This window comes from Rhizobium sp. Leaf341 (genome assembly GCF_001424325.1).
Classification (GTDB): Bacteria; Pseudomonadota; Alphaproteobacteria; order Rhizobiales; family Rhizobiaceae; genus Ferranicluibacter.
Map to the genome: position 1 here is coordinate 59,250 of NZ_LMPE01000003.1, position 24,680 is coordinate 83,929.

Annotated in this window: 22 protein-coding genes; 13 read left to right on the forward strand and 9 right to left on the reverse strand. The window is 67.1% G+C overall.

The window, feature by feature from the left end:
• Positions 1-120: 120 nt before the first annotated feature.
• Positions 121-597 carry a MucR family transcriptional regulator gene (locus ASG03_RS01965; RefSeq protein ID WP_082475492.1) on the reverse strand — a complete coding sequence of 159 codons (477 nt, stop codon included), beginning with the start codon at positions 595-597 and terminating at the stop codon, positions 121-123.
• Between the two features lie 761 nt (positions 598-1,358).
• Between ASG03_RS01965 and msrB the strand changes: the two genes are divergently transcribed.
• Positions 1,359-1,796, forward strand: coding sequence for a peptide-methionine (R)-S-oxide reductase MsrB (gene msrB / locus ASG03_RS01970; RefSeq protein WP_062691859.1), 438 nt, complete (start codon positions 1,359-1,361; stop codon positions 1,794-1,796).
• A 185-nt stretch (positions 1,797-1,981) separates the two neighbouring features.
• Here the strand turns inward: msrB and trhA are convergent, their stop codons facing one another.
• On the reverse strand, positions 1,982-2,599 hold the full coding sequence (trhA, locus tag ASG03_RS01975; RefSeq protein ID WP_082475576.1) for a PAQR family membrane homeostasis protein TrhA: 618 nt from the start codon (positions 2,597-2,599) through the stop codon (positions 1,982-1,984).
• Between the two features lie 416 nt (positions 2,600-3,015).
• Between trhA and ASG03_RS01985 the strand changes: the two genes are divergently transcribed.
• Complete coding sequence (locus ASG03_RS01985; protein ID WP_062691865.1) at positions 3,016-3,948, forward strand: VOC family protein; 933 nt, start codon at positions 3,016-3,018, stop codon at positions 3,946-3,948.
• A 6-nt stretch (positions 3,949-3,954) separates the two neighbouring features.
• On the opposite strand, the gene ASG03_RS20905 is transcribed toward ASG03_RS01985, so the two are convergent.
• Complete coding sequence (locus tag ASG03_RS20905) at positions 3,955-4,317, reverse strand: DUF2798 domain-containing protein (RefSeq protein ID WP_082475493.1); 363 nt, start codon at positions 4,315-4,317, stop codon at positions 3,955-3,957.
• Positions 4,318-4,454: 137 nt separating this feature from the next.
• Between ASG03_RS20905 and ASG03_RS01995 the strand changes: the two genes are divergently transcribed.
• The 5 genes from ASG03_RS01995 to ASG03_RS02015 all read left to right on the forward strand — a co-directional run bounded on the left by ASG03_RS01995 (position 4,455) and on the right by ASG03_RS02015 (position 13,381).
• Positions 4,455-5,465: a LysR family transcriptional regulator gene (locus tag ASG03_RS01995; protein WP_062469315.1), complete on the forward strand. Its 1,011-nt coding sequence runs from the start codon at positions 4,455-4,457 to the stop codon at positions 5,463-5,465.
• Between the two features lie 135 nt (positions 5,466-5,600).
• Positions 5,601-7,706, forward strand: a complete 2,106-nt coding sequence (locus tag ASG03_RS02000; RefSeq protein ID WP_062691867.1) for a S9 family peptidase — start codon at positions 5,601-5,603, stop codon at positions 7,704-7,706.
• Between the two features lie 130 nt (positions 7,707-7,836).
• Positions 7,837-9,120 (forward strand): DUF2254 domain-containing protein, encoded by a 1,284-nt coding sequence (locus ASG03_RS02005; RefSeq protein WP_062693001.1) that lies wholly within the window; start codon positions 7,837-7,839, stop codon positions 9,118-9,120.
• Positions 9,121-9,286: 166 nt separating this feature from the next.
• Positions 9,287-10,792, forward strand: coding sequence for a protein adenylyltransferase SelO (locus tag ASG03_RS02010; protein ID WP_062691869.1), 1,506 nt, complete (start codon positions 9,287-9,289; stop codon positions 10,790-10,792).
• 264 nt (positions 10,793-11,056) lie between these two features.
• Positions 11,057-13,381 (forward strand): glucose/quinate/shikimate family membrane-bound PQQ-dependent dehydrogenase, encoded by a 2,325-nt coding sequence (locus ASG03_RS02015; protein ID WP_062691872.1) that lies wholly within the window; start codon positions 11,057-11,059, stop codon positions 13,379-13,381.
• Positions 13,382-13,503: 122 nt separating this feature from the next.
• On the opposite strand, the gene ASG03_RS02020 is transcribed toward ASG03_RS02015, so the two are convergent.
• A complete protein-coding gene (locus ASG03_RS02020) occupies positions 13,504-14,466 on the reverse strand; it encodes a threonine ammonia-lyase (RefSeq protein WP_062691874.1) in 963 nt (320 codons plus the stop codon).
• An 89-nt stretch (positions 14,467-14,555) separates the two neighbouring features.
• Between ASG03_RS02020 and ASG03_RS02025 the strand changes: the two genes are divergently transcribed.
• The 3 genes from ASG03_RS02025 to ASG03_RS02035 all read left to right on the forward strand — a co-directional run bounded on the left by ASG03_RS02025 (position 14,556) and on the right by ASG03_RS02035 (position 16,424).
• Positions 14,556-15,017: an Lrp/AsnC family transcriptional regulator gene (locus ASG03_RS02025; RefSeq protein WP_062691877.1), complete on the forward strand. Its 462-nt coding sequence runs from the start codon at positions 14,556-14,558 to the stop codon at positions 15,015-15,017.
• A gap of 96 nt (positions 15,018-15,113) precedes the next feature.
• On the forward strand, positions 15,114-15,563 hold the full coding sequence (locus tag ASG03_RS02030) for a MerR family transcriptional regulator (protein WP_062691879.1): 450 nt from the start codon (positions 15,114-15,116) through the stop codon (positions 15,561-15,563).
• Positions 15,564-15,821: 258 nt separating this feature from the next.
• Positions 15,822-16,424: a GNAT family N-acetyltransferase gene (locus ASG03_RS02035; RefSeq protein ID WP_082475494.1), complete on the forward strand. Its 603-nt coding sequence runs from the start codon at positions 15,822-15,824 to the stop codon at positions 16,422-16,424.
• A 402-nt stretch (positions 16,425-16,826) separates the two neighbouring features.
• Here the strand turns inward: ASG03_RS02035 and ASG03_RS02040 are convergent, their stop codons facing one another.
• The 4 genes from ASG03_RS02040 to ASG03_RS02055 form a co-directional block, all read right to left on the reverse strand.
• Positions 16,827-17,741 (reverse strand): c-type cytochrome, encoded by a 915-nt coding sequence (locus ASG03_RS02040; protein WP_062691881.1) that lies wholly within the window; start codon positions 17,739-17,741, stop codon positions 16,827-16,829.
• A 279-nt stretch (positions 17,742-18,020) separates the two neighbouring features.
• Positions 18,021-18,455, reverse strand: a complete 435-nt coding sequence (locus ASG03_RS02045; protein WP_062691883.1) for a c-type cytochrome — start codon at positions 18,453-18,455, stop codon at positions 18,021-18,023.
• A gap of 252 nt (positions 18,456-18,707) precedes the next feature.
• Complete coding sequence (gene blaOXA / locus ASG03_RS02050) at positions 18,708-19,514, reverse strand: class D beta-lactamase (protein WP_443216582.1); 807 nt, start codon at positions 19,512-19,514, stop codon at positions 18,708-18,710.
• A 232-nt stretch (positions 19,515-19,746) separates the two neighbouring features.
• Positions 19,747-20,409 (reverse strand): LysE family translocator, encoded by a 663-nt coding sequence (locus ASG03_RS02055; protein ID WP_062691887.1) that lies wholly within the window; start codon positions 20,407-20,409, stop codon positions 19,747-19,749.
• Between the two features lie 142 nt (positions 20,410-20,551).
• Here ASG03_RS02055 and ASG03_RS02060 point away from each other — a divergent pair, with 142 nt between their 5' ends.
• Positions 20,552-21,247 carry a helix-turn-helix transcriptional regulator gene (locus ASG03_RS02060; RefSeq protein WP_062691889.1) on the forward strand — a complete coding sequence of 232 codons (696 nt, stop codon included), beginning with the start codon at positions 20,552-20,554 and terminating at the stop codon, positions 21,245-21,247.
• Between the two features lie 90 nt (positions 21,248-21,337).
• On the opposite strand, the gene ASG03_RS02065 is transcribed toward ASG03_RS02060, so the two are convergent.
• A complete protein-coding gene (locus ASG03_RS02065; RefSeq protein ID WP_062469353.1) occupies positions 21,338-21,937 on the reverse strand; it encodes a superoxide dismutase in 600 nt (199 codons plus the stop codon).
• 264 nt (positions 21,938-22,201) lie between these two features.
• Here ASG03_RS02065 and ASG03_RS02070 point away from each other — a divergent pair, with 264 nt between their 5' ends.
• Both ASG03_RS02070 and ASG03_RS02075 read left to right on the forward strand, forming a co-directional pair.
• Positions 22,202-23,629, forward strand: coding sequence for a hypothetical protein (locus tag ASG03_RS02070; RefSeq protein ID WP_062691891.1), 1,428 nt, complete (start codon positions 22,202-22,204; stop codon positions 23,627-23,629).
• 218 nt (positions 23,630-23,847) lie between these two features.
• Entirely contained in the window at positions 23,848-24,633 is a 786-nt protein-coding gene (locus ASG03_RS02075) for a hypothetical protein (protein ID WP_244475177.1), read from the forward strand.
• The last annotated feature ends 47 nt before the right edge of the window (positions 24,634-24,680 follow it).

The window sequence follows — 24,680 nt, forward strand, 5'->3', positions numbered from 1 at the left end:
CCTGCGCCCCCGCCGCGCCTGCATCCGGCGCAAGACGCCCGGGCAGTCGCGGGAACTGTCAGGCAATGGCGGGCACTGGCGGGCGAAGACCCGACCATTCGCGCCGATCCGCCGGATGTCTTACTTGGCGGCGCGCTTGCGGCGCTGGCCGAGACCCATTTCGCGGGCAAGGCGCGAGCGCGCTTCGGCATAGGCCGGGGCGACCATCGGATAATCCTGCGGCAGTTCCCACTTTTCGCGATAGTCTTCGGGCGACAGCGTGTGGTGCGTCATCAGGTGGCGCTTCAGCGACTTGAAGTTCCCGCCGCATTCCAGGCAGGTGATCTGTCCGTCCTGCACCGACTTGCGCACGGAAACGGCAGGCTTCGGCTTTTCGACAGCCGCCGCGACCGGAGCCGGCGCGCCCGTATTGTTCAGCGCATTGTGCACGTCGCCGATCAGCGTCGGCAGTTCCGAGACCGGCACGACATGATTGCTGACATAGGCTGCGACGATTTCGGCGGTCAGTTCCACCAGCAGATCGCTGCCGTGTCCTGCCAGGCCATGCCCTGCCGCACTGTGCCCGGTTGCACCCTGTCCTGCCAACTGTTCGCTCATTTTTTTCTCCTTTCGGGCGATGTTCTCGTTTCACCCGCTGATCCGCAGGCGCGTGCACTAAAAGTACCAATTTTTCCCACGGAGATGCCATCGATTCCGGCGCAAACCGGGGCGATGGCATCACAAGGGAACGACCGAGTTACTTGCTTGAAGCTTTTGCATGTCCCGTCGCATCTCTTGACAGACCCTGGGAAAGACGACCCAATTCTGTCGAATTATTGTGGCGGCGGCATCCTGCAGTATGTTCAGTCTCAGACACTTTGCTGATATTCGAATAACATTCACCCCAAAAATGTCAAACACGTTTTTCAATAGTCGCAAGACTTGATGACGAAATTCCGCATCGGCATCGCAGTTACCCGAAGCAATCACCGTATATATGTGCGTTTTTATCTATCAACACGCGCGCAGGGCGGCAAGTTCTGCGCGTCCACCTTCGACAAACGCGTAAATCCTCTGCAACCGCTGATTCTGTCCCCGATTCGGGGCGGGTGTATCAGCGACGGTTACTATGCAGAGCGTGGTGTGCACCCAATCCGGCAATGCTCCGGTCTCGGTCGCTTACGCTCCGGGCGCGCCAGCGTTCGCCCGCTCTTCCTTGGCCAGACCTGGCTTGGCCGGACCTGCCTTGGCCGGACCTGCCTTGGCCGGACCTAGCTTGGCCAGACTTGGCTTGGCCGGCCCAGCCTTGGCCAGACCGTGGGGCGTTCCTATATGAAGCCCGACGCCGAAAGGCCAGATGTGAAGATGAGGAGCACGCGATGCGCGAACATCACCCGAATGCCGCCGGACAGGATGAAGCCACCGGCCCGAAGGTCGTGAAAAGCGATGCCGAATGGCGCGCCCAGCTGACGCCCGACCAGTACCGCGTCACCCGCCAGCACGGAACGGAGCGGGCCTTTTCCAGCCCGGACTTCGCGCTCGGCAAGCCCGGAACCTACCGGTGCGTGTGCTGCGGCAATGCGCTCTACGACGCCCGCACGAAGTTCGATTCCGGCACGGGCTGGCCGAGCTTCTTCCAGCCGCTCGATCCGAACGCGGTGACGCAGGTGACGGACCGCTCCTACGGGATGACGCGGACGGAGGTGAAATGCGCCGATTGCGACGCGCATCTCGGCCACGTGTTTCCGGACGGCCCCGCCCCGACCGGCCTGCGCTACTGCATGAACGGCGTGGCGCTGACGTTCGACCCGGCCTGAGGGCTAGCTTGAAGGCTGGCCAGTTCGCTGGCTCGTTGGCTGGCTTGATGCCGACGGCGGAAAGCACGCGATCCGGCACGGCGCCCTCATGCACGTCGCCCGAAAATGTGCCGTCTCGGGAAACGACCTGCATCAAAACAAGACCTTGAAGCGCATTGCGTGAATCCTCTTTCACGCAATGCGCTTTAGGCGGCGCCGTTGCCGATCACCGAAAAGACGGCCGAGAAATGCACGGCGGCAGCGGTCACGACGAAGCCGTGCCAGATCGCATTCTGGAAGCGCAGCCGCTCCCAGACATGGAAGATGACGCCGGCGGAGTAGAGAATGCCGCCGACCAGAATGAGCAGCATGGTCGCTCCGTTCAGCGTGGCCAGCAGCGGCCCGACGGCCAGCACCCCGCTCCAGCCCATGGCGAGATAGAGCACGATCGCCAGCCGGTCGTAGCGGCCGGGAAACAGGCATTTGAGCGCGACGCCGAGCGCGGCGATCAGCCAGATGCCGAGCAGCATCACCGCTAGGAACGGATCATCCCAGCCGCTTTGCAGGAAGGGCGTATAGGTGGCCGCGATCAGGACGAAGATCGAGGAATGATCGAACCGGCGCAGCAGCCATTTGGTGCGGGAGACCGGCCACATGTTGTAGACGAAGGAGATCGACAGGGTGGCAACAAGGCCTGCGCCGTAGATCGCGGCTGCAGCGATCTGCCCGGCGGTGCTCGCCGCACCGGCATGGACAAGCAGGATCGTGACCCCGACGACCGCACAGGCAAGGCCGATCCCATGGACGATGCCGTCCGCGATCATTTCGGTCCGGTCGTAATTCCACTTGATGCCCTTGATCTCCACGCGCGCTTCGTCTCCCGATCGTTCCCGGCGTCAGGCTACGCATGCGCCGCCCGTTTGGCGAGCCCCTTTGCGCGGCCCGCCGCTGCTTTGTTGTGACGAATCGACCATGGCGGCGGATGCAGGCGGGAGAGTGGCGGCCGTGAAGAGATCATCGACGAGCGTGACAAAGCGGGATTGTCAACGCCGCCGCGACGATCCTTCGCCGATCCCGCGCATTTCGCAAGCGCCCGGGGCGGTGCATAGTCCGCACCGACATCGACACAGACATAGCCACCGACGACGACATCGCCATCGGGGGCCATCGGGGAGAGCGGGAACGGGCGCGGCACGGTCCGGGGCTCCGATCCCTGCCCCTTTCTGCCGGAGCGACCGACATGACCCTTGCCTCATCCGCCTCATCCGAACACGGCGCCCTGCCGCATCCCGGGCCCGAACACCCGCTGTCCATGCCGGCCTTCGTCGATCATGCCCGGCTGGTGGTGCGCGACCTGCCGCTCGTGTCGTCCTGGTATCAAGCCGTCATGGGGCTGAGCGTGATCGAGCGGCGGCCGAGCGGCGAGACGCTCGGCGTCGGTGGCCGGCCGCTCCTGACGCTCACCACCTCCAACCATGCCGCGCTTGCGCCGCGCAACGCGCCGGGCCTGTTCCATACGGCCTTCCTGGTGCCGGATCGGCCGGCACTGGCGCGCTGGCTCGTCCATGCCGCCCGCCAGCAGGTGGCGCTCGACGGCGCCTCCGACCATCTGGTCAGCGAGGCGATCTATCTGGCGGATCCTGAAGGCAACGGCATCGAGATCTATCGCGACCGGCCCCGCGCCGACTGGACGACCCTGCCCGACGGCATGGTGAAGATGGCGACGCGGCCGCTCGATCTCCAGTCGCTCTATGCCGAGGGCCTGGCGCTTGGACCCGGCCCGGCAAGCGGGGGCGGTGCAGGGTGGGCCGGGATGGAGCCGGGAACGGCGCTCGGCCACCTCCATCTGCAGGTCTCCGACCTCCCGGCCGCCAACGGCTTCTTCCGGGACGTGCTGGGGCTCGACATCATCTCGACCTATCCCGGCGCGAGCTTCTTTTCGACCGGCCGCTACCATCATCACCTCGCCGCCAATGTCTGGAACACGCGCGATGCGCCCCGTCGGTCCGCCGACATGACGGGTCTCGGCACCTACACGCTGCGCTTCACCGACGGGACGGCGCTCCAGACGGCGCTTGCCGCGCTCGACCGGCTGGAGATTCCCACCACGCGCCATGGCGACAGCGTCTCCCTCACCGACCCCTTCGGCATCGGCCTGACGCTGTCGACGTGACCCGCGTCAGCCGGCCCGCCGGATGACGAGAGAGGTGAGCCGGAGCGCGACCGGGCGGACGATCAGCACGCTGACGAAGGCGGCCGGCATGGCGATCGCATAGGCGGAGAACACGCGCCGCGGCAGGCCGGCATCGATGCCGCTATTGGCCGACACGATGATCCAGCACATGATGAAGGCCATGATGCCCGCCATGAAGAAGGCGAAGGCATAGGGCGTCAGGACCGGCGGCAGCCCGGCTTTCGGCAACCCGCCCGGCAACTTGCTCGGTGGGTTCGGCGTTGACGTGGCGGAGGCCGGTACGGCCGGCGTGGCAGCGGGGGTGGATGCGGCGGGCGTGGATGCGGTGGGTGTGGATGCGGTGGACATGACGTCTCCTGTCGTTCGTCGTTCGAATGCCTCTACCCCTGTCCTACGCCGTTCGGCGATCCTTGATGAGAGGCTTGCAGGCTTCATCAATCTGAAGCAAAACTTTCGAATGGGTGCGAACGACAGAGGGCAGAGCTATGGATAGCCTTCGCGGGATCGAGAGTTTCGTGCGCAGCGTCGAGATGGGCAGCATCGCCGCGGCCGCCCGGCACCTCGGCATTAGCGCGGCGGCGGCCAGCCAGAACATCGCGCGGCTGGAGCGCGACCTCGGCGTGCGCCTGCTGCAGCGCACGACCCGACGGCTGGGGCTGACGGACAGCGGAGAGGTCTATTTCGCGCGGGTCCGCCACGTGGTGCACGAACTGGAGGCCGCGGCGACCGCCGTTTCCGCGCTCAACGATATGCCGCGCGGCCGGCTTACCATCTCGGCGTCGGTCGCCTTCGGACGCCATGTCATCGCGCCGCTCGTTCCGGGCTTTGCCAGCCTCCACCCGCAGCTCTCCGTCGAGCTCGTCATCACCGACAGGGCCGTCGACCATATCGCGGAGGGCATCGACATCAGCGTGCGCTTTGCCGAACAGCTGGAGCCCTCACTGATCGCCCGCAGGCTCGCCACCGTGCCGATGATCATCTGCGCGGCGCCCGACTATCTCGCCCGGCGCGGCCACCCGCAGATGCCGGAGGATCTCGTGCACCATGATTGCCTGATCTACCGGCTGGCGACCCACGGCCGCCTGTTCCGCTGGACCTTTCTGCGCGACGGCTCGCTCTACGAGCCCGACCTCAAGCCCCGGATCGTCAGCAACGACATCGACACGCTGACCTCGATGGTGTTGGCCGGGGCCGGCATCGCCCGTCTCGGCGCGTTCATCGCCGACGACCTGATCGCCAAGGGCCTCGTGGTGCCGCTGTTCGGCAAAGCCGCGGCGCAGGCGCGCCACGGGAGCAGCGCAAGCCAGGGCATCAGCGCAAGTAACGGCAGCAGCGCCGGCCACGACGCCATCGCGGCGCATACGCCGTTCACCTTCTATGCCTGCATGCTCGACCGCCATAGCGCCACCCCGAAGATCCGCGCCTTCATCGATTACGCGGTGGCAGCACTCGCGTCGCGCTGGCGCGCGCCGGCGTCAGCCCATGCGTCGCCGTGAGGCCGCGCATTCCGTCGCGGCAAACTGTCCCGCGCTTTGCCGCTTGAATGCGCCGGCTGCGGCATCTATGTCCGGGGCACCCCAGAGCCTTTCCGGCCGTGCCGGAAAGCGTTCTCCAACCCCCCGGAGATCGCCTTGTCCGACCAGACCCCCGTATTTTCCGACCTGCCCGCCCCGCCCGTTGCGCCGAAAAAGCCGCGGGGCGACACCCGGCACGGCATCACGCGCACCGACGATTATGCCTGGCTGCGCGCCGACAACTGGCAGCAGATGTTCAAGGATACCTCCATTCTCGATCCGGAGATCCGCGCCCATCTGGAGGCCGAGAACGCCTATATGAAGGCCGCGATGGCCGACACCGAGGCGCTGCAGAAGACGCTGTTTGCCGAGATGAAGGGGCGCATCAAGGAAGACGACAGTTCGGTGCCGATGAAGGACGGACCCTTTGCCTACGGCACGTCCTTCGTGACGGGCGGCGAGCAGCCGCGCTATTTCCGCGAACCGCGTGACGGCGGTCAGCGCATCGTGCTGCTCGACGGCGACAAGGAGGCCGCGGGCAAGGACTATTTCCGCCTGTCGGGCCTCGACCACTGCACCGACCATTCGCTCGGCATCTGGGGCTATGACGACAAGGGCTCGGAATATTTCACGCTGCGGGTCCGCGATCTCTCGACCGGGGCCGACCTCGACGACGTGGTCGCAAACACCGGCGGCGGCGGCGCCTGGGCGCCCGACGGCCGCAGCTTCTTCTACACCGTGCTCGACGAGAACCACCGTCCGTCGAAGATCTTCCACCATGTCGTGGGAACGGCGCAGGAAGCAGACCGGCTGGTCTACGAGGAAGAGGATGCCGGTTTCTTCATGGGCGTCGGCGCCTCGATGCTCGACGACGTCATCTACATCGACATCCACGACCACGAGACCAGCGAATACCTGCTGATCCCGACCTCGGACCTTCAGGCCACGCCCAAGCTCGTCGCGGCGCGCGAAACCGGGCTCGAATACGCCCTGACGGAGGGCGGCGACGTCTTCTACATCCTGACGAACGCGGACGGCGCCAAGGATTTCAAGATCATGGAAACGCCGTTCGACCGCCCCGAGCGGGAAAACTGGCGCGAGGTGGTGCCGCACACGCCGGGCCGGCTGATCCTCAACCACATGGCCTTCGCCCGCCATCTCGTCTGGCTGGAGCGCGAGAACGGCCTGCCGCAGATCAAGATCCGCGACCGGCGCACCGGCGAGGAACATGCGATCGCCTTTGCCGAAGAGGCTTTCTCGCTCGGGCTGTCGGGTGCCGGCGAATACGACACCGACGTCATCCGCTTTTCCTATTCGTCCATGACGACGCCGAGCCAGCTCTACGACTACGACATGACGACGCGTGCACGCACGCTCCTGAAGACGCAGGAGGTGCCCTCCGGTCACGACCCGGACGACTATGTAACGCGCCGGGTGTTTGCGCCCTCGCACGACGGCGCGTCCGTACCGGTGACGCTGCTCTATCGCCGCGACACACCGCTCGACGGCTCCGCCCCGTGCCTGCTCTATGGCTACGGCGCCTATGGCATCTCCATTCCGGCCTCGTTCAACACGAATTGCCTGTCGCTGGTCGATCGCGGCTTCGTCTATGCCATCGCCCATATCCGCGGCGGCAAGGACAAGGGGTTCGCCTGGTACGAAGACGGCAAGATGGAGAAGAAGACCAACACGTTCAAGGACTTCATCGCCGCGGCCGATTATCTCGACAAGGAGCGCTTCACGTCGTACGCGAACATCGTCGCCGAGGGCGGATCGGCCGGCGGCATGCTGATGGGGGCGGTCGCAAACATGGCGCCGGACAAATTCGGCGGCATCATCGCGGCCGTGCCCTTCGTGGACGTGCTGAACACCATGCTCGACGACACCCTGCCGCTAACCCCGCCGGAATGGCCGGAATGGGGCAATCCGATCGAGGACGAGGCCGCCTATCACCACATCGCCAGCTATTCGCCCTACGACAATGTGGCGGCGAAGCCTTACCCCGCTTTGCTGGCCCTGTCCGGGCTCACCGACCCCCGCGTGACCTATTGGGAGCCGACCAAGTGGGTGGCGAAGCTGCGGGAGACGACCACCGGCGACCAGCCAATCCTCTTGAAGACCAATATGGGCGCCGGCCACGGCGGCGCCTCCGGCCGCTTCCAGCGCCTGGAGGAAATCGCCTTCGAATACGCCTTCGCGATCAAGGTGGCGCGAAAGATGTAGAGGGCGGACGACGGCCGCACCCCGTCGTCCGGATCCTGCCGCCGGACTCACGTCCGCTGTCGAAAAAAGGCCGCCGCGCCCTATCCTCCCCGTGGCGGCGGCCATCCCGGTCGCCGGTTCAGGGGATCTCATGCTCAGGTCGAAACGTCTCTGGCAGGTGGTGCGGCTGTCGCGGCGGCTGTGGGTGCGGGCGACGCTCTATTGCCTCGCGGGCGTCGCGACGGCGCTGGTCGCCGTGCTGCTCGGGCCGTTCATCCCGCAGGAGATGACGAAGGCCTTCGGGGCGGATGCGGTCGATCCCATCCTCAGCATCATCGCCTCCAGCATGCTTGCGGTCACCACCTTCTCGCTTTCGACGCTGGTGGCCGCGACGTCGGCCGCCGCCAGCGGCGCGACCCCGCGCGCGACAAGTCTGCTGCTGGAGGACACCACGGCGCAGCGGGCGCTCTCGACCTTTCTCGGCACCTTCCTGTTTTCGCTGGTCGGACTGATCGGGCTGCATGCCGGCCTCTATGGCGGCGGCGGGCGGCTCGTGCTGTTCGTCGTCACGCTCGGCGTCATCGCCGTGATCGTGCTGACGCTGTTGCGCTGGATCGACCATCTTTCGACCCTCGGGCGCGTCAGCGAGACGATCGACCGCGTGAAGACCGCGGCGATCTCGGCCATGCGCGATCATCTCGAGGATCCGCTCCTCGGCGGCGCGCCGCTTTCCGTCCTCACGCCCGGCACGGGGCCCGGAAGCGGCCCACCCGGGGCCGTGCCGGTCTCGCCCGCGACGGTCGGCTATCTCCAGCATATCGACATGCCGCGCCTGCAGGCGCTTGCGGAGGCCGGCAATCTCGATCTGCATCTGGCCGCGCGCACGGGCAGCTTCTGCGCGCCGGGAACGCCCGTGCTGTTTGTCCGGCCGCGATCGGGCGGCAGGCTCGATGCGGCGGCGCAGGAGGCGCTGCTCGCGGCGCTGACCATCGGCGCACGCCGCACCTTCGAGCAGGATCCCCGTTTCGGCCTGATCGTCCTCGCCGAGATCGCCTCCCGTGCGCTGTCGCCGGCCATCAACGATCCGGGAACCGCCATCGACGTCATGACGACGATGGTCGAGGTCTTCGCGGTCGAGCCGCGGGCGGACCATCGGCGCGAGACGCCGGACTTCCCCCGCGTGCATGTTCCCCCTCTGACGCTGCGCGACATGTTCGAGGATGCGTTCCTTCCCATCGCCCGCGATGGCGCCGACAATCCCGAAATCGGCATCCGCCTGCAGAAATGCCTGCGCGCGCTCGCCCGCCTGCCCGGCGGCCGCCTGCACACGATCGCCCGCGAGATTGCCGCGGCAAGTCTTGCGCGCGGACGGGACGCTCTTGCCTTCGAGGGCGACCGCGACCGGCTGACGCGGGAGGCTTTCGTCGAGGTTTGACCCCCGGGTCTGCGCAGGCGCGATCGGGCCGAGACACGCGCATCCGCTTGCCCGACGCGACAAGCAAGGCCCGACGACCCTTTCAGCGCGCTGCCCCGCACCCTATCTACAAAGCTCGGTCCTGCGACCGGACCGAGGATGACGGATCAGACACGACGCGGAGGCGATGATGGCGGCGACGAGCACAACGCGGGTGGAAGCGGCGCCCATTCCCTTCGACAACAGCTATGCCCGGCTGCCGGACAGTTTCTTCACCCATGTCGACCCGACGCCGGTCGAAGCGCCGATGCTGATCCGCTTCAACCGGGCGCTTGGCGAAGAGCTCGGGCTCGACGTCGCGACGCTCGAGGCCGAGGGTGCGGCGATCTTTTCCGGCAATGCGCATCTGCCCGGCGCGCAGCCGCTCGCCATGGCCTATTCCGGCCACCAGTTCGGCGGCTTCAACCCGCAGCTCGGGGATGGCCGGGCCATTCTGCTCGGCGAGGTCGTGGATCGGCACGGCCGGCGCCGCGACATCCAGCTGAAGGGTGCGGGCCCCACGCCCTATTCGCGCCGCGGCGACGGGCGCGCGGCGCTCGGGCCCGTGCTGCGCGAGTACATCGTCAGCGAGGCCATGCATGCGCTCGGTCTGCCGACGACACGGGCGCTCGCAGCCGTCGTCACCGGCGAACCGGTCTACCGCGAGACCGTGCAGCCCGGCGCCGTGCTGACGCGTGTGGCCGCCAGCCATATCCGGGTGGGCACGTTCCAGTTTCATGCCGCGCGTGACGACCAGGCCGGCGTCAAGCGGCTTGCCGACTATGCGATATCGCGGCATTACCCCGCGCTTGCGGACGATCCGCAGCCGTATCTCGCCTTTCTCCTCGCCTTTGCCGACCGTCAGGCCGCGCTGATCGCCCGCTGGCTGTCGATCGGCTTCATCCACGGCGTGATGAACACCGACAATGTCGCGATCTCGGGCGAAACCATCGATTTCGGCCCCTGCGCCTTTCTGGACGCCTATGATCCGGCCAAGGTGTTCTCCTCCATCGACCGCAACGGCCGCTATGCTTATGCCGCCCAGCCCGGCATCGGACAGTGGAACCTTGCCCGCCTCGCCGAAACCCTGCTGCCGCTGCTCGACACCGACGAGGAGGCCGCGGTCACCGCGGCGAACGGCGTGCTGAAACAGTATGGCGAGCGGTTCCAGCATCACTGGATGACCGCCATGCGCGCCAAGCTCGGTCTGTCCACCAGCGAGGACGGCGATCTCGATCTCGTCCAGGACCTGCTGACGCTGATGCACGCCGAAGAGGCCGATTTCACGCTCACCTTCCGTCGGCTGGCCGACGTCGCGGCCGACCCGGCGGCGGAGAACCGGTTTACCGAACGGTTTCGCACGCCGGCGAGCACCAGCCTCTGGCTCGACCGCTGGCGCCGTCGGATCGCCGCCGAGCACCGGGGCCCCGCCGAGATCGCAGCGGCGATGCGCGCCGTCAACCCGGCCTTCATACCCCGCAACCACCGGATCGAGCAGGCGATCGCCGCCGCCCAGGCGGACGCCGATTTCGCGCCGTTCGATACCCTGATGCAGGTGCTCGCCCGTCCCTATGACGCGCAGCCCGAACGGGAGGCCTATGCCGAGCCTCCGGCCCCGGGCGAAGAGGTGCTGAGGACGTTCTGCGGGACCTGAGATCGCACGCATCAGACACACGCTGCGCTCCGGGCCTCGCCACCCTCTCCCGGCCTGCAGGGAGAGTGATCGTGCCGCCCACGCGTCCCCGGGTTCCCCCGTTCGTTGCGCCGACGCCATGCGGAACCGATCCATCGATTGTGCGTTGCGGCATTGACCCGGCTCTGGGCTGCCCTAATTTCGCCATGACGGGGTCCGGATCTCCACCGGTCTCCCTTTATCGAAATTGACGGGGCGCCCTTCGCGGCGCCGGGAGTCCCTTCCATGATCATGTTTACGTCTGTCCTTTTTGCGCTGATAGGACTGGGGCTCGCCGGCTTCGGGGCCTGGCTCGCCGTTCTCGGCGGCAGCTGGTACTATGTGCTGGCCGGCCTTGCCTTTCTCGCGACGGCCATCCTCCTGTCGCGCCACAGATCCTCGGCGCTGACCGTCTATGCGGTGTTCATTCTCGCCACGCTCGGCTGGGCCCTATGGGAGGTCGGTTTCGACTGGTGGCAGCTCGGCCCGCGCGGCGGCGTCGTCATCCTGCTCGGCCTCTGGCTGCTGCTGCCGTCCATCCGCAAGCCGCTCGGGTTCACCAGCCCGACGGGCCACGTGTACCGCGCGAGCGGCTGGCCGCTCGGCATCGCCGTCGTCCTGTCGGTGGCCGTCGCGGTCTACGCGATGACGCAGGATCCGCTCGACATGGCCGGCACCCTGCCGACAACGGTCGCCAATGCGACACCGGCCCTCGGCGGCAACGTGCCGGACGGCGAATGGCACCAGTATGGGCGCACGCAATATGGCCAGCGCTATTCGCCGCTCGCCCAGATCACCACGGCCAACGTCTCGGACCTGAAGGAAGCCTGGCGCTACCAGACGGGCGACGTAAAGCGGCCGGAAGACGTCGGCGAAACGACCTATCAGGTGACGCCGCTCAAGATCGGCGAGACGCTCTATGTCTGCACCCCGCACAACTGGGCGATCGCCATCGATGCTGCGACCGGCAAGGAAAAGTGGAAGTTTGACAGCAATTCCGGCATGAACCCGGACCGGCAGCACCAGACCTGCCGCGGCGTCAGCTACTACAAGGACGCCGCCGCTGCCCCGGGCAGCGCCTGCGCCTCCCGCGTCTACCTGCCAACCTCGGACGCCCGCCTGATCGCGCTCGACGCCGAGAACGGCCAGGTCTGCACCGGCTTTGCCGATCAGGGCACGCTGCATCTGGAAAGCGGCATGCGCTACCAGCCGGCCGGCTACTATTACTCGACCTCGCCGCCCGTCATCACCGGCAACAAGATCATCATCGGCGGCGCCGTAAACGACAACTATTCGACGCAGGAACAGTCGGGCGTCATCCGCGCCTTCGACGTCAACACCGGCGCGCTGATCTGGAACTTTGACAGCGGCAACCCGGACGCGACCGCGCCGCTGCCGGAAGGCCAGCACTACACGACCAACTCGCCCAACAGCTGGTCGGTGTTCTCCTATGACGAGGCGCTCGGCCTCGTCTACATCCCGCTCGGCAACCAGGTGCCCGACCAGCTCGGCATGAACCGCAGCGAGAACGTGGAGAAGTTCTCCTCCTCCATCGTCGCGCTCGACATCAACAGCGGACAGCTGCGCTGGGTCCGCCAGACCGTGCATCACGATCTATGGGACATGGACGTTCCCGCCCAGCCCGTGCTGCTCGACATCGACGGTCGTCCGGCGCTGGTCGGGCCGACCAAGCAGGGCGATCTCTACGTGCTCGACCGGCGCACCGGCGAGCCGATCATCCCCGTGAAGGAAATCCCCGCGCCCTCCGGCGCGATCCCGGAAGATTTCACGGCACCGACCCAGCCGATCTCCGACCTGACCTTCTCGCCGCCGCCGCTGACGGACAAGAACATGTGGGGCGTGAGCATGTTCGACCAGCTCGCCTGCCGCATCCAGTTCGAGCGGCTGCGCTATGACGGCCGCTACACGCCGCCGTCGCTCGAGGGATCGCTGATCTATCCGGGCAATTTCGGCACCTTCAACTGGGGGTCCGTCGCGGTCGATCCGGAAAAGCAGCTGATGTTCGGCATGCCCACCTATCTTGCCTTCACCTCGCAGCTCGTGCCGCGGGATCAGGTTCCGCCGAAGGGTCAGGACCAGAAGGGCAGCGAGCAGGGCCTCAACCGCAACGACGGCGCGCCCTATGGCGTGTTCATGGGACCGTTCCTCGGGCCGCTCGGCATTCCCTGCCAGGCGCCGCCCTGGGGCTATGTCGCGGGCGTGGACCTGAAGACCGGCGACATCGCCTACAAGCACCGCAACGGCACGGTCTACGACATGACGCCGCTGCCCTTGCCCTTCAAGGTCGGCGTTCCCGGCATCGGCGGCCCGATGATCACCAAGGGCGGCGTCGCCTTCCTCGGCGCGGCGGTCGACAACTACCTGCGCGCCTACGATCTCTCGAACGGCCGCGAACTCTGGCGCGGCCGCCTGCCGGCCGGCGGCCAGTCCACGCCGATGACCTACAGCACCCAGGACGGCACGCAGTATGTCGTGATCGTCGCGGGCGGCCATGGCTCGGTCGGCACCAAACCCGGCGACTACATCATCGCCTACACCCTGCCGAAGTAAGGCCGGGTCCAACACGAGAAACAGCCCGGCCGCGAAAGCGCGCCGGGCTTTTTCATAGGTGGGACGCTACGCCCGATCACTCAGGGCCAAAAGCACGGGGTCGATCGCTCAGGGCCGTTCGCTCAGGAAAGCCAGCCTGCGATCTGCGCTTCGGTCAGGTTGCCGCCGCAGAGGGCGGTCGCCACGCGCTGGCCCTTGAGGCTTGCGGCCTGCGCGAGAATGGCCGCCAGGCCGGCCGCCCCCGCCGGTTCGACACGGCGACCCCAGGTTCGCTCGGCAAACCGCATCGCCTGCACGATCTCGTCGTCGTCGACGAGCACGACCTCGTCGACCGTGTCGCGCAGCCAATCGACGGCGGAGGGCACGGGGATGCGGACCGCGATCCCGTCGGCGATCGTGTTGCCGTCCGGCGTCGCGATCGCCCGGCCCGCCCGATAGGACAGCGCCATGCAGGGCGCGCCGGTGGCAGCGACCGCGACCACGCGGGTTTGCGGTGCCCGCGCCTTGAACCAGCACCCGATTCCGGCCGCAAGAGCACCGTTGCCGAGGGGGACGTAGACGACGTCGAGCGCATCGACGGCCTCGCTCAGCTCGGTTGCGATCGTCCCCGCACCTTCCGCAATCGCCGCATGTGCACCGTCCTCCACGAAGGCGAGATCGCGGTCGCGGGCATGGTGTCGTGCGGCGTCCTTTGCCGCATCGAAATCCTCTCCGGCGAGATGGACCTCTGCGCCCAGCCGGCGCATGGCCGCAATCTTCAGCGGATTGGCGTTGACGCTGGCAAAGACGACGAGGGATCGCCCGTGCCGCGCGGCGTTATAGGCAAGGCCCTGCCCGAAATTGCCGGCCGACGCCGTGACCAGAGGGTCTCTGCTTGCGGCGCCCGTCTTGGCCGTGCCGTGCGCAAGATAATAGCCCGTGCCGCGGCCCTTGAAGCTGCGGATCGGATTGTCGGTCTCGTCCTTGGCAAACAGCATGAGGCCGGCCGTCGGACAGGACAGCAGCGGGCTGTTCAGAAAGACGGGGTCGATGACCTGTCGCGCCGCGCTGATGTTTTCGTGGGAGAGTTCGGGTTCTCGTGTCATGGGCTTAGGATACGACAGCCGGATGCGGTAAAACCGTCATCTTGAAGAACGACACGCCGATATTCCGCGTCGAGGAGACATGTGACGCCATGGACGATGTGGACAGACGGATCCTGCAGGCGTTGCAGGAGAATGCCGACCTGCCGGCAAAGCGCCTCGCCGACATGGTCAACCTCTCGACCTCGGCCGTCGAGCGGCGCATCGGCCGGCTGAAGCAGGACGGGACCATCCAGAAGATCGTCGCCGTGATCGACCCGAAGGCGGTCGGCCGGCCGCTGTCGATTCTGGTGGAGCTGGAGATCCAGAACGAGCATCGCCACACGCTCGACCAGTTCCAGCGATGGCTCGACCAGGCGCCGGAGATCCAGTCGTGCTGGTACGTCACAGGGGATATGGACTATGTCCTCCTCGTCGTCGTGCGCGACCTTGCCGACTACAACGCCTTCATCGAACGCCTGATGAGCGAGCAGCAGGCGCTCGTGCGGAAATACAGGAGCATCATCGCCCTGAAGACGATCAAGCACGGGCTGACGCTGCCGCTCGAGGCGTGAGAGACGCCTGCCGGCAAGGCCGAGTGCTTTAAACCGGCGGCGGTCGCGCCTATCTCAGGGCCAGCGGCCGTCCCTGCCGCGCGGAGACCACGGGCCATGTATTCGATCGGCGATCTGTCGCGGCGCACCGGCGTGAAGGTGCCCACCATCCGGTATTACGAGCAGGCGGGCCTGATTGCACCGGCCGAGCGCACGGAGGGCAACCAGCGGCGCTACGAGAAACGCGCGCTCGACCGGCTCGCCTTCATTCGCCACGGGCGCGATCTCGGCCTGTCGATCGAGGCGCTGCGCGATCTGATCGACCTCAGCGATCACCCGGAAAAGCCGTGCGCGCGCGCCGACGCCATCGCCGTCGAGCATCTGGCCGCCGTTCGGGCGAAGATCACGCAGCTGCAGCGGCTGGAGCATGAGCTGGAGCGGATCGTTTCCCATTGCACCGGCCATACCGTCGAGGATTGCTATGTCCTGCGCGCCCTGTCGGACCATGCGCTCTGCGACGGCGAGCACGCCCGGCCTCTGGAAGAGAAGCAGGTGCCGACACGCTGACCTGCCGCATTGGGCACATGCGTGGGACATGTGCGTGGAGGCACGCGCCGCCGCGCGGCCCTGCGCCGACGGGAGGCCGACATTGACAGGGACCGCAAAAGGGGCCATGACAGTTCCATGATCACGACCGCAACCCGTGCCCGCTGGTATTTTACGCTGCATTCATAGATGCGGCTGTCTGATCACGTTCAACAAGCCGCCGCCAGGCGGCTTTTGTTTTGACGGGTGCCTGGGGCGGATCAGCTTCAGGAAACCACGATGCCGACCCTGTCTTCCCCGCCTGTCTCACATCCGCCTCTCTCACACCTGCCTGACCTAACCCGACCAAGCTCAGACCGGACAAGCGCGCAACAGCTCGGCTCGCCGGCCGGCCTCGACCTGCAGGCTGCCGCCGTGCCGGACCGCGCGCCGCTGGTCACGATCCGGTCCGCCCGCGCGGGCGATATCCCCGCGCTCTGCGCCATGATCGCCGAGCTTGCCGCGCATCATGGCGACACGGCTCCGCTCGACGCGGACACGCTGGCGCGCGACCTGTTCGGGCCGGTGCCGTGGATCACGGCGCTGGTCGCCGAGGCGGCGGGCACGCTGATCGGCTACGCCATCCTCGTGCCGCTCTACCGGGCGCAGCTTGGCGTGCGCGGTATGGACCTGCACCATCTCTTCGTGCGCGACGCCCATCGCGGCACCGGCATCGGTCGCCACCTCGTGGCGAAGGCACGCCAGGAAGCCCGCCGCGCCGGCTGCGCCTATCTCTCGGTCAGCGCCGCCACCGGCAATGTCCAGGCGCACCGTTTCTACGAAAGCGAGGATTTCACGCCGGGTCCGGTAACGGGAATGCGGTATGTGCAGGCCTTGCGATAGGCGTGCACGCGTCCTCCCTATGGCACAGCTGGATCTCGCCGGCGCGTTCCCGGCGCGACCAAGGGGTCTGCCGTTCATGACGGCCGCCCCGCCCTGGATCGCCGGTCCGGAAACGCCTCGTCCCTGAAGGAGGCGCCCGTTGCGAGAGCGGGACCATAAGCCTGGTGCTGATCTTTCGGCCCTGCCGCACCAGCCTGTGCGAGGTGGTCGAAAAACGGCAGGGCTTTCTCCCGACGCCGGCGTCAGGCGAACCGATCCGTCGCGCGGCCGTTTCGAAAATCCGGATGGTGGAGACACGCCCATCCAAACCCTCTGCGGCCCCCTTCTTGTCAACCGCGCCTCATGCCTGTCGCCCGACACGCGTGCAGCGGTTTCGGGAAACGACAGGCATCAAGACGCGCTTCAGCGGGCCGGCACGGCCTTCAGATAGGCGGCGATGGCTTCGCGGTCGGCGGCGGGGAGCTTGGCGATGTTCTTCTGGACCTCGACCATGGAGCCGCCGACGCTGTCGAAATCCGGCGTGAAGCCGGTTTCGAGATAGTTGGCGATATCCGCCTCGCTCCAGCCGCCGATGGATTTGGAGCCGGGGGTGATATCGGGGATCTGGCCCTCGCCCTCCGGGTTCGGCGCGCCCGCGAGCCACAGGTCGGTCTTGAAGCCGCCCAGCGCATTGCGCGGGGTGTGGCATTCGCCGCAATGGCCGGGGCCTTCCACGAGATACTGGCCGCGCACCAGCTTTGCATTCGCCTGGTCGATCGGCACGCGCGCCTTGTCGCTGTAGAACAGCAGCTTCCAGCCGCCGAGCGAGGCGCGGATGTTGAACGGGAACGGCAGCTCATGCGGCGGGGCGACATTCGCGCTCTTCGGCAAGGTCTTGATGAAGCCGAAGAGGTCGTTGACGTCCGTCTGCGTCAGCCGGGCATAGGAGCCGTAGGGAAACGAGGGGTAGAGGTGCTCGCCCTCCGGTCCGACGCCGCGCGTCATGGCGTTGCCGAACTGGGCGAGCGTCCAGCGGCCGATGCCGGCGGTGTCGTCAGGCGAGATGTTGGGCACGTGGAAGGTGCCGAACGGGCTCTTCAGCGGCAGCCCGCCGGTCAGCACCAGCTTGGCATCGCCCTCCGAACCCGGCGCCGCATGGCAGCTCGTGCAGCCGCCGGCCCAGAACACCTGCTCGCCATGGCCGAGATCCGGATCACCGAGGCCCTCCCAATGCGCGGCCGGCCAGGGTTCGGGCTTGGTGACGAACCAGGCGCCCCCCGCAACGACGATGCCGAGGAACAGCACGGTCGAGACAAATGTGCGCGCGCGACGGGCCATGCGGCAGATCCTTGTGGTCGGGGCGCCGGGGTCCGGGAACGCGGTGCCTTTGGGCTCGAATGATGATGGGCGGATGGCGGGCGGTGTCGCGGCCGGGCGGCCGATGCTGCCAGGCAGATGCGCAGACGGCGCTGATGGCCGGCCGAATGGTCACGGCCGGCGCCGACGCGTCGCCTCAGGACAGGATCCTTGCGGGATCGCCATTCCCGTTGACAGGACGGATCCCTCGCGAGACGGGCCCCTTGCGCGGGCGCAGGGGGCCTCTGGCCGGTCTGCCGCCTACTTCTTGAGGCGGTAGACCTGATGACAGTCGCCGCAATGCGGGCCGAGCTTGCCGATCGCCAGGCCGAGGGCGGCGGGATCGGCGGGCAGCTGCGCCAGAACCATGTCGGCATCGGCCGCCAGGCTTGCAGCCTTGGCGTCGAAGTCGGCCTTGTTTTCCCAGATCTTCGGGCTCGCTTCGGAATTGGCTTCCGATCCCGCTGGGAACTGGTCCGGGAAGGCCTTGATGCTGGTCGAGATCGTCGTCAGCGATGCCTTCACCAGATCGGCATCGAAGGGCTTCTGTCCCTTGGCCATGGCCGAAAGCGCGCCCATCGAGCCGCCGATCTTCTTCATCAGGCCTTCGCGCACCTCTTGCGGCTCGGCGGCCGTCACGGCACCGGCAGCAAGCCCCGTCAGGGCGGCCGCGAGAAACAGGGTTCTCAGTTTCATGGAATTCCTCTCTGCTATCGAGGTGCGTTTGCAGGCGCCTCGCCGTCATACATGGCCGAGCGAGACGACCGACTCCTCCGGGACGCGCGGCCATTTCGTCGCAGGCATCTTGGCATCTTCTCGGCGCGTTGAAAGTAAAATCTTTGCGAAAGGCGAGACGCAAAACAGTTGGTCGACAGGCTTTGGACAACCGGCTTCGGCCGACGGGTTTGGCCGACGGGCTTTGACCGACGACGTGTGGGGGAACAGGCCTCAGCGACCGAGCGTGCGCGACAGCGCCGGCCATTGCGCGATCAGCGCATCGCGCGTCAGCACGCCGGGCGAGGTCTTCGTCTGCTCGCGCGTCCGGATCAGGCGGGCGAAGACCACGGCCCCGTCCGCGTGCCCCTTCTGTTCGGCCCAACCGACATACCAGCCCCAGCCATGGGCATCGTCGAAGCTGCGATCCGCGCGGCGGGGAAAGGCGGCACCCGTCTTGCCGTGCAGCGTCCAGTCGCCGGCATCGCGGCGTTCCACGATGCGCCGCGTCTTTTCGATCGCCTCGGCCCCGACCGGCAGCGTGCCGTTGACGAGGCCGCGCAGGAAGGCGACCTGCTCGCGCGGCGAGATCTGCAGCGAAGAGGCGATCCAGGCGCGTTCCAGCCCGTTGTCGAAGCCGGGATCGCCCGAAAGATCGGCATTGCCGTATTGGAAGGCACGCGCATAGCGCTCCAGCGTGTCGCGGCCGAGATCGCGCGTGATGCGCTGGGAATACCAGACGACGGAATAGCGCAGCCAGTCGGTCGGGTTGGTATCGCGCAGCCAGTTGGCCCCGCCCCAGTCCGGATCGCCCTTCTGGTAGGCGAGGACGGGCGTCGTTTCGTCTTTGAGAAATTTCGTGTCGTAGCCGATCAGCGCCAGCGGGATCTTGAAGGTGGAGGCCGGCGTCGTGCGCGTGGCGCAGTCGCCCTCCTCGACCAGCACCTTGCCCGTCGCGGCATCGAGCATGATCGTGCAGGTGACGTCGACATCCTCCGCTGCCGCGGAGGCGGCCAGGGAATGGGAGGCGGTCGCGGCCAAAAGGGCGCAGGCGAGGAGAAGACGATGCAAGCCGATAGTCCTTTCGAAACAGGATGGTACGCGCACCATGCGGCAAAAGGCGGCATCATTGCGGCGCAGCACGGATCGCCGGCCCGGTCTCCAGTGAAACTTCAGACTTACGAATAACAGGCGCGGAAGCCTTTCCGCCACGCGCTGAGCCAACGCTCTGAAGTCCAGGCCTTGAAGCCCGAGCCTTGGAGCCCAAGTCCCGTCACGCCCCTCCCCACCCGGCGGTCCAGACGGTCAGCGCCGCGACCGCAATCAGCAGCACGCCGACCCCGCGACCGATCAGCGCCGTTACCCGGGGGTGCCCCGAAAGCAGCGTCCGGCTTCGACCGGCGGTGAAGGCAAGGGTGCCGTAGACGCCGAGCTGCGTCGTCGCCGTGATCATCGACAGGATCGCCGCCTGCACGCCGATCTGCCCGTAATGCGGCTTCAGGAACTGCGGGAATACGGCCAGCATGAAGAGATAGGCTTTCGGATTGAGGAGGCAGGTGATGGCGCCGCGCCGGAAGAAGCTCCAGCCCGATGGCGCACGGGCGGCGGGCGAGAGCGTCTCCCCGCCCGGCGCGATCGTCGCGAGACGGGCGCTGCTGCGCACGAGCGAGAGGCCGATCCACGCGATATAGGCCGCGCCGGCCAGCAGCAGCGCGTCGAACAGGTGCGGCACGTAACGGACGAGCGCGCTGATGCCGATCACGGCATAGATCGTGTGGACCACGCCGCCCGCCATGACGCCGGCCGTCGCAAGGAAGCCCGCTCTCCGGCCGCCGGAAAGCGCGCTGGACAGGACGAGCGCCATGTCCATGCCGGGCACGATGATGATGCCGAACAGCAGGGTGAAGAAGAGCCAGAGATTTTCGGCGTAGGTCATGCGGGATCCTTGTTGCCTGCCTAGACGCGACGGGATCAGGGCAGCGGCCCTGGAGGCCGCCGGTATCCCGTCATCACGTTCGTGCTATAAATCCAGGCTCCTGACAGGGTGGTGTCAGTTGGGTTCAGCGGCGTGAGGGAACATGCGCAAGGCATCGCGGCTTTTCGAAATCATCCAGATGCTGCGGCTTGCCCGACGGCCGTTGACGGCGGCGGGGATGGCCGAAAGGCTGGAGGTGACGGTCCGCTCGGTCTATCGCGATATCGCGGCCTTGCAGGCGATGCGCGTGCCGATCGAGGGTGCCCGCGGCCTCGGCTACATCCTGCGGCCCGGCTTCGACCTGCCGCCCCTGATGTTCTCGATCGAAGAGATGGAAGCGCTGGTGGTCGCCCTCGCGCTGCTGGAACGCTCCGGCGATCCGGAGCTGCGCGGCGCCGCCCGCCGGGTCGGCGACAAGATCGCCGGTGCGGTGCCCGCTCCCCTCGGCCGCGCGTTCGCCAGCCGCGCGCTCCATGCCTGGGGTGCCATTCCCGATCCACCGGAGGGGATCGACCTGGCGCTCGTCCGCCGCGCCATACGCGACGAGCGCAAACTGGTTCTCGATTACCGCGACGAACAGGGCGAGGCGACGGAGCGGACCGTCTGCCCGCTCGCCGTCGTCTATTATCCGGAAACGACGGTGATGATCGCGTGGTGCGAGCTGCGGCACGCGCTGCGGCATTTCCGGACCGACCGTGTGGAGCACTGCGAACCGACGAATGCGTCCTTCGCCGGTGCGGGTGACCGGATGCGGGAGAGCTGGATCACCGGCTGGAGCCCGCCGCCTGTCGCCTCGTGACGGCGCGACAACCGGGCGCGCCAGCGGATCAAACACGCCGCATAAAAAAGCGGGACCCGAAGGCCCCGCTGTTCGTCGTTGGAAGCCTGATCAGGCTGCCTTTTCGTAAAGCTCCAGGACGTAGTCCCAGTTGATCAGGTTGTCGATGAAGGCCTCGAGGTACTTCGGGCGGGCGTTGCGGTAGTCGATGTAGTAGGAGTGTTCCCAGACATCGACGCCGAGCACCGGCGTTGCACCGTGGACGAGCGGGTTTTCGCCGTTCGGGGTCTTGGCGATCTGCAGCTTGCCGTCCTTGACGGCGAGCCAGGCCCAGCCCGAGCCGAACTGGCCGACGCCGGCCGCGATGAAGTCGGCCTTGAACTTGTCGTAACCGCCGAGATCGGACTTGATGGCCGCGTCGAGCTTGCCCGGCAGCGACGTGCCGCCGCCGCCCTTCTTCATCCACTTCCAGAAATGCAGATGGTTGTAGTGCTGACCGGCATTGTTGAAGAGCGGCTGGTTGGTGCCGTAGGACTTCTTGACGATCTCTTCGAGCGAGAGATCGGCCAGCCCGGCCTCTTCCGCCAGCTTGTTGCCGGCCGTCACATAGGCCTGATGGTGCTTGTCGTGATGATATTCGAGCGTCTCGCGCGACATGTAGGGGGCCAGCGCATCGTAATCATAGGGAAGCGGGGGAAGTTCGAAGGCCATGGCGGTTCTCCTCTTGGCATCGGAATTCATTCGCGAAATCGTCCGGGGAACATAGGCACCGCGCTTGCCGGAGGCAACCGGCGGCGCTCCTAAATTCACCGCACCGGGTGAAATGGTTTTCCGGACACGCCGGATCACGACAGCGTCATCGCAGCGTCCTTGCGCGGGGCGAAGCCCCCGAACCCGGTCGCGCGCGGGGTGCGGCCTTCATTTCGCCCGTTTCTTAAGCCTCTGTTAAGACTTTCGAAACCAAGGGAATTTTCCATGGCGCTAGGCGCTTCGCATCGACTGCAGGACGGCATCGAGGCCGTCGAGACCATGACGCGTTTCGCGCTTGCCGTGCTGTCGCTCGCCTCCGGCGTCTACACCTATCTTGGCGTTCGCTCGATCCTCGACGGGTCGGCCACCTCCGTGTTCTTCGCTGCCCTGATCTATTCCAGCGCCGTCTCCGTCGCGATCTATGCGTTCTGGAGCTACATGGCGCGGTTCTATCCGCATGTCACCGGCACCGCCGGGCGGGGCGCCATGATCGGCGTGATGGCGCTCGGCTGTGCCATGATCATCGCCATGTCGAGCTGGCTCAACGCGGCTGCCCTTGCCGGATCGGCCGCCCTCGAGCAGCATCTGGCCGAGACGCTGGAAGACTACACGGCCGATCTCGACAAGGCGCACCAGAATGCGCTGGCCGCCCAGAGCCTGCTGCCCGACATCCAGCGGACGCAGGAACGCTTCCAGCGGCTGGCCGACCAGGAGCGCGAAACCGGCGCCCTGACGGGAACCACGGGCGCGGGCAGCGTCGTGCAGCTGCTGTCGCAGATGGCCGCCCAGCTGACCGAGCTCGAAAACGGCATCACCGCCTCGCGCGAACGGGTCACCACCCTGTTCGACGATGGCCGCAAACATCTCGAGACCATGCGCACCCTGGTCTCGGCCCCCGGCGCGATCGACCCGCGCGCCGACCAGTTCTCGGCCGAAGTCGTGGCGCTGTCGGGCGTCATCACCTCGCTGCAGCAGACGTCCATCGCCCCCTCGGTCAAGCGCGCGGCGGAGGATCTCTCGCTCGGCTTCATCGCGCCGATCGCCGATGGCGATGCGCCGGACCTTGCCAACCGGCAGGACCGGGTGATGGAAACGATCCGCTCCTCGGTCGCCGCGCAATCCCGGGTCCTGTCGACGGCCGCGGACGAGATCCTCGCGCGCGAACCCGTCGCCGACCGGCGCTTCGTGCCCCTGTCCTCGGCCGAAGCCGTGCTGCGCTACGCCTCGGACTTCATTCCGAGCTGGGCCGGCGCCATTTCGATCGACCTCCTCCCGGCCGTGCTCGTCTTCATGCTGTCGATCGTGCATGCGGCGCTGCGCCGGCAGGAACAGACCATGCCCTTCGCGCAGCGCATCACCGCGGCCGAACTGCTCGAGGCGATCGAGGTGCAACGGGCGCTGACCCGCAGCGGTGTGGATATCGAGGCGATCGCGCGGGGCGACGGACCGGTGCCGGAAAGCCGCGCCCAGGAGGAGCGCCGTGCCAGAGACGAGCACGCGGCCCGGGACGAGCACAAGGCCCGGGACGAGAATACGGTCCTGGACGCCGCTGCGCCCGCCACGGCAGACACCCCCGAGCCGACCAACATCACGAGCCTCGACATCGCCGCAAAGGGTCCGCCGCGGGCGCCGCGCTCCGGAACACCCGCATGAGCCTGACGGCGGACGACGGCGGAGCCGCCGGCGACGGGCATCGGCCGCGTTCGGAAGGCGCACGTTCGGAGCGTGCACGACCGGCGGGGGCTCGACCGGAAGGAGCTCGACCGGAGCGGGCGCGCGTGCTGGCGGAACGGCCGACGACGACCGGCACGGGCTTTGCGCAGACTGCGCAGACGGTGCTCCACCGTCTTGCGCGGCTGGACGACGGGCAGATGATGCGGGCCTTCTTCTACGGGCTGCTGGCCGCTGCGCTGGTTTTCGTGCTGATCGACTGGCGGACCATCAGCCAGGAGGCCGCTCTCGTGCCGGCCTACGATCCGGCGAGCCCGTCCAGCGCGCCGGTGCTGCCGCCCGCACTCACCACCGGCGAGCCGGAGGACGCGCCCGGCGAGGTGACGACCGATCCGGAGGTGCTGAAGCAGGCGATCCGCTTCGAGCTGCAGCCGGGCGGCATCCTGCTTGCCAAGGGGGCGATCGATCCGGGCGCGGCCGTGCGGTTCGCCGCGGAGATCGAGGCCCGCGGCGAATATGTGAAGGTGGTGAGCCTCGATTCGCCCGGCGGTTCCGTCAGCGACGCGCTCGCCATGTCGAAGCTCGTTCGCGACCGGCAGCTGTCCACGCGGGTCGACAAGGGTGCGCTCTGCGCCTCCTCCTGCCCTCTCGTGCTTTCCGGCGGCGTGGAGCGGACGGTGGCCGAGGGCGCGGTCGTCGGCGTGCACCAGGTGTTCAACGGCTCGCGCGAGAAACTTTCGCCGGAAATGGCGATGTCCGAAGCCCAGCGCACCACCGCCACCGTGACCCGCCATCTCGACGCCATGGGCATCAAGCCCGGCCTCTGGCAGCGCGCCATGGACACGCCCCCGGACCGGCTGGCCTATCTCAGCGTCAGGGAGATGCGGGACTTTGCCCTGACGACGGACATAACAACGGGCGGGACGACAAGCGAGGCGACAGGCGAGAAGACGGGCGGGGCCAAGGCGGCGGCATCGGCCCCTTGAGCACTGTGCTTTCGGGCCGGCGGCACCTCATGCCGCTGCCGCGACCG

Excerpts from the sequence above, each read along its gene's own strand:
- ASG03_RS02040 (WP_062691881.1), bottom strand. The coding sequence starts at position 17,741 with ATGGCCCGTCGCGCGCGCACATTTGTCTCGACCGTGCTGTTCCTCGGC.
- ASG03_RS02010 (WP_062691869.1), top strand. The coding sequence starts at position 9,287 with ATGATGGCGGCGACGAGCACAACGCGGGTGGAAGCGGCGCCCATTCCC.
- ASG03_RS02015 (WP_062691872.1), top strand. The coding sequence starts at position 11,057 with ATGATCATGTTTACGTCTGTCCTTTTTGCGCTGATAGGACTGGGGCTC.
- ASG03_RS01995 (WP_062469315.1), top strand. The coding sequence starts at position 4,455 with ATGGATAGCCTTCGCGGGATCGAGAGTTTCGTGCGCAGCGTCGAGATG.
- ASG03_RS01985 (WP_062691865.1), top strand. The coding sequence starts at position 3,016 with ATGACCCTTGCCTCATCCGCCTCATCCGAACACGGCGCCCTGCCGCAT.
- ASG03_RS20905 (WP_082475493.1), bottom strand. The coding sequence starts at position 4,317 with ATGTCCACCGCATCCACACCCACCGCATCCACGCCCGCCGCATCCACC.
- ASG03_RS02045 (WP_062691883.1), bottom strand. The coding sequence starts at position 18,455 with ATGAAACTGAGAACCCTGTTTCTCGCGGCCGCCCTGACGGGGCTTGCT.
- ASG03_RS02065 (WP_062469353.1), bottom strand. The coding sequence starts at position 21,937 with ATGGCCTTCGAACTTCCCCCGCTTCCCTATGATTACGATGCGCTGGCC.
- trhA (WP_082475576.1), bottom strand. The coding sequence starts at position 2,599 with ATGATCGCGGACGGCATCGTCCATGGGATCGGCCTTGCCTGTGCGGTC.
- ASG03_RS02025 (WP_062691877.1), top strand. The coding sequence starts at position 14,556 with ATGGACGATGTGGACAGACGGATCCTGCAGGCGTTGCAGGAGAATGCC.
- ASG03_RS01965 (WP_082475492.1), bottom strand. The coding sequence starts at position 597 with ATGAGCGAACAGTTGGCAGGACAGGGTGCAACCGGGCACAGTGCGGCA.
- msrB (WP_062691859.1), top strand. The coding sequence starts at position 1,359 with ATGCGCGAACATCACCCGAATGCCGCCGGACAGGATGAAGCCACCGGC.
- ASG03_RS02075 (WP_244475177.1), top strand. The coding sequence starts at position 23,848 with ATGATGCGGGCCTTCTTCTACGGGCTGCTGGCCGCTGCGCTGGTTTTC.
- ASG03_RS02035 (WP_082475494.1), top strand. The coding sequence starts at position 15,822 with ATGCCGACCCTGTCTTCCCCGCCTGTCTCACATCCGCCTCTCTCACAC.
- ASG03_RS02055 (WP_062691887.1), bottom strand. The coding sequence starts at position 20,409 with ATGACCTACGCCGAAAATCTCTGGCTCTTCTTCACCCTGCTGTTCGGC.
- ASG03_RS02070 (WP_062691891.1), top strand. The coding sequence starts at position 22,202 with ATGGCGCTAGGCGCTTCGCATCGACTGCAGGACGGCATCGAGGCCGTC.
- ASG03_RS02030 (WP_062691879.1), top strand. The coding sequence starts at position 15,114 with ATGTATTCGATCGGCGATCTGTCGCGGCGCACCGGCGTGAAGGTGCCC.
- ASG03_RS02060 (WP_062691889.1), top strand. The coding sequence starts at position 20,552 with ATGCGCAAGGCATCGCGGCTTTTCGAAATCATCCAGATGCTGCGGCTT.
- ASG03_RS02020 (WP_062691874.1), bottom strand. The coding sequence starts at position 14,466 with ATGACACGAGAACCCGAACTCTCCCACGAAAACATCAGCGCGGCGCGA.
- ASG03_RS02005 (WP_062693001.1), top strand. The coding sequence starts at position 7,837 with ATGCTCAGGTCGAAACGTCTCTGGCAGGTGGTGCGGCTGTCGCGGCGG.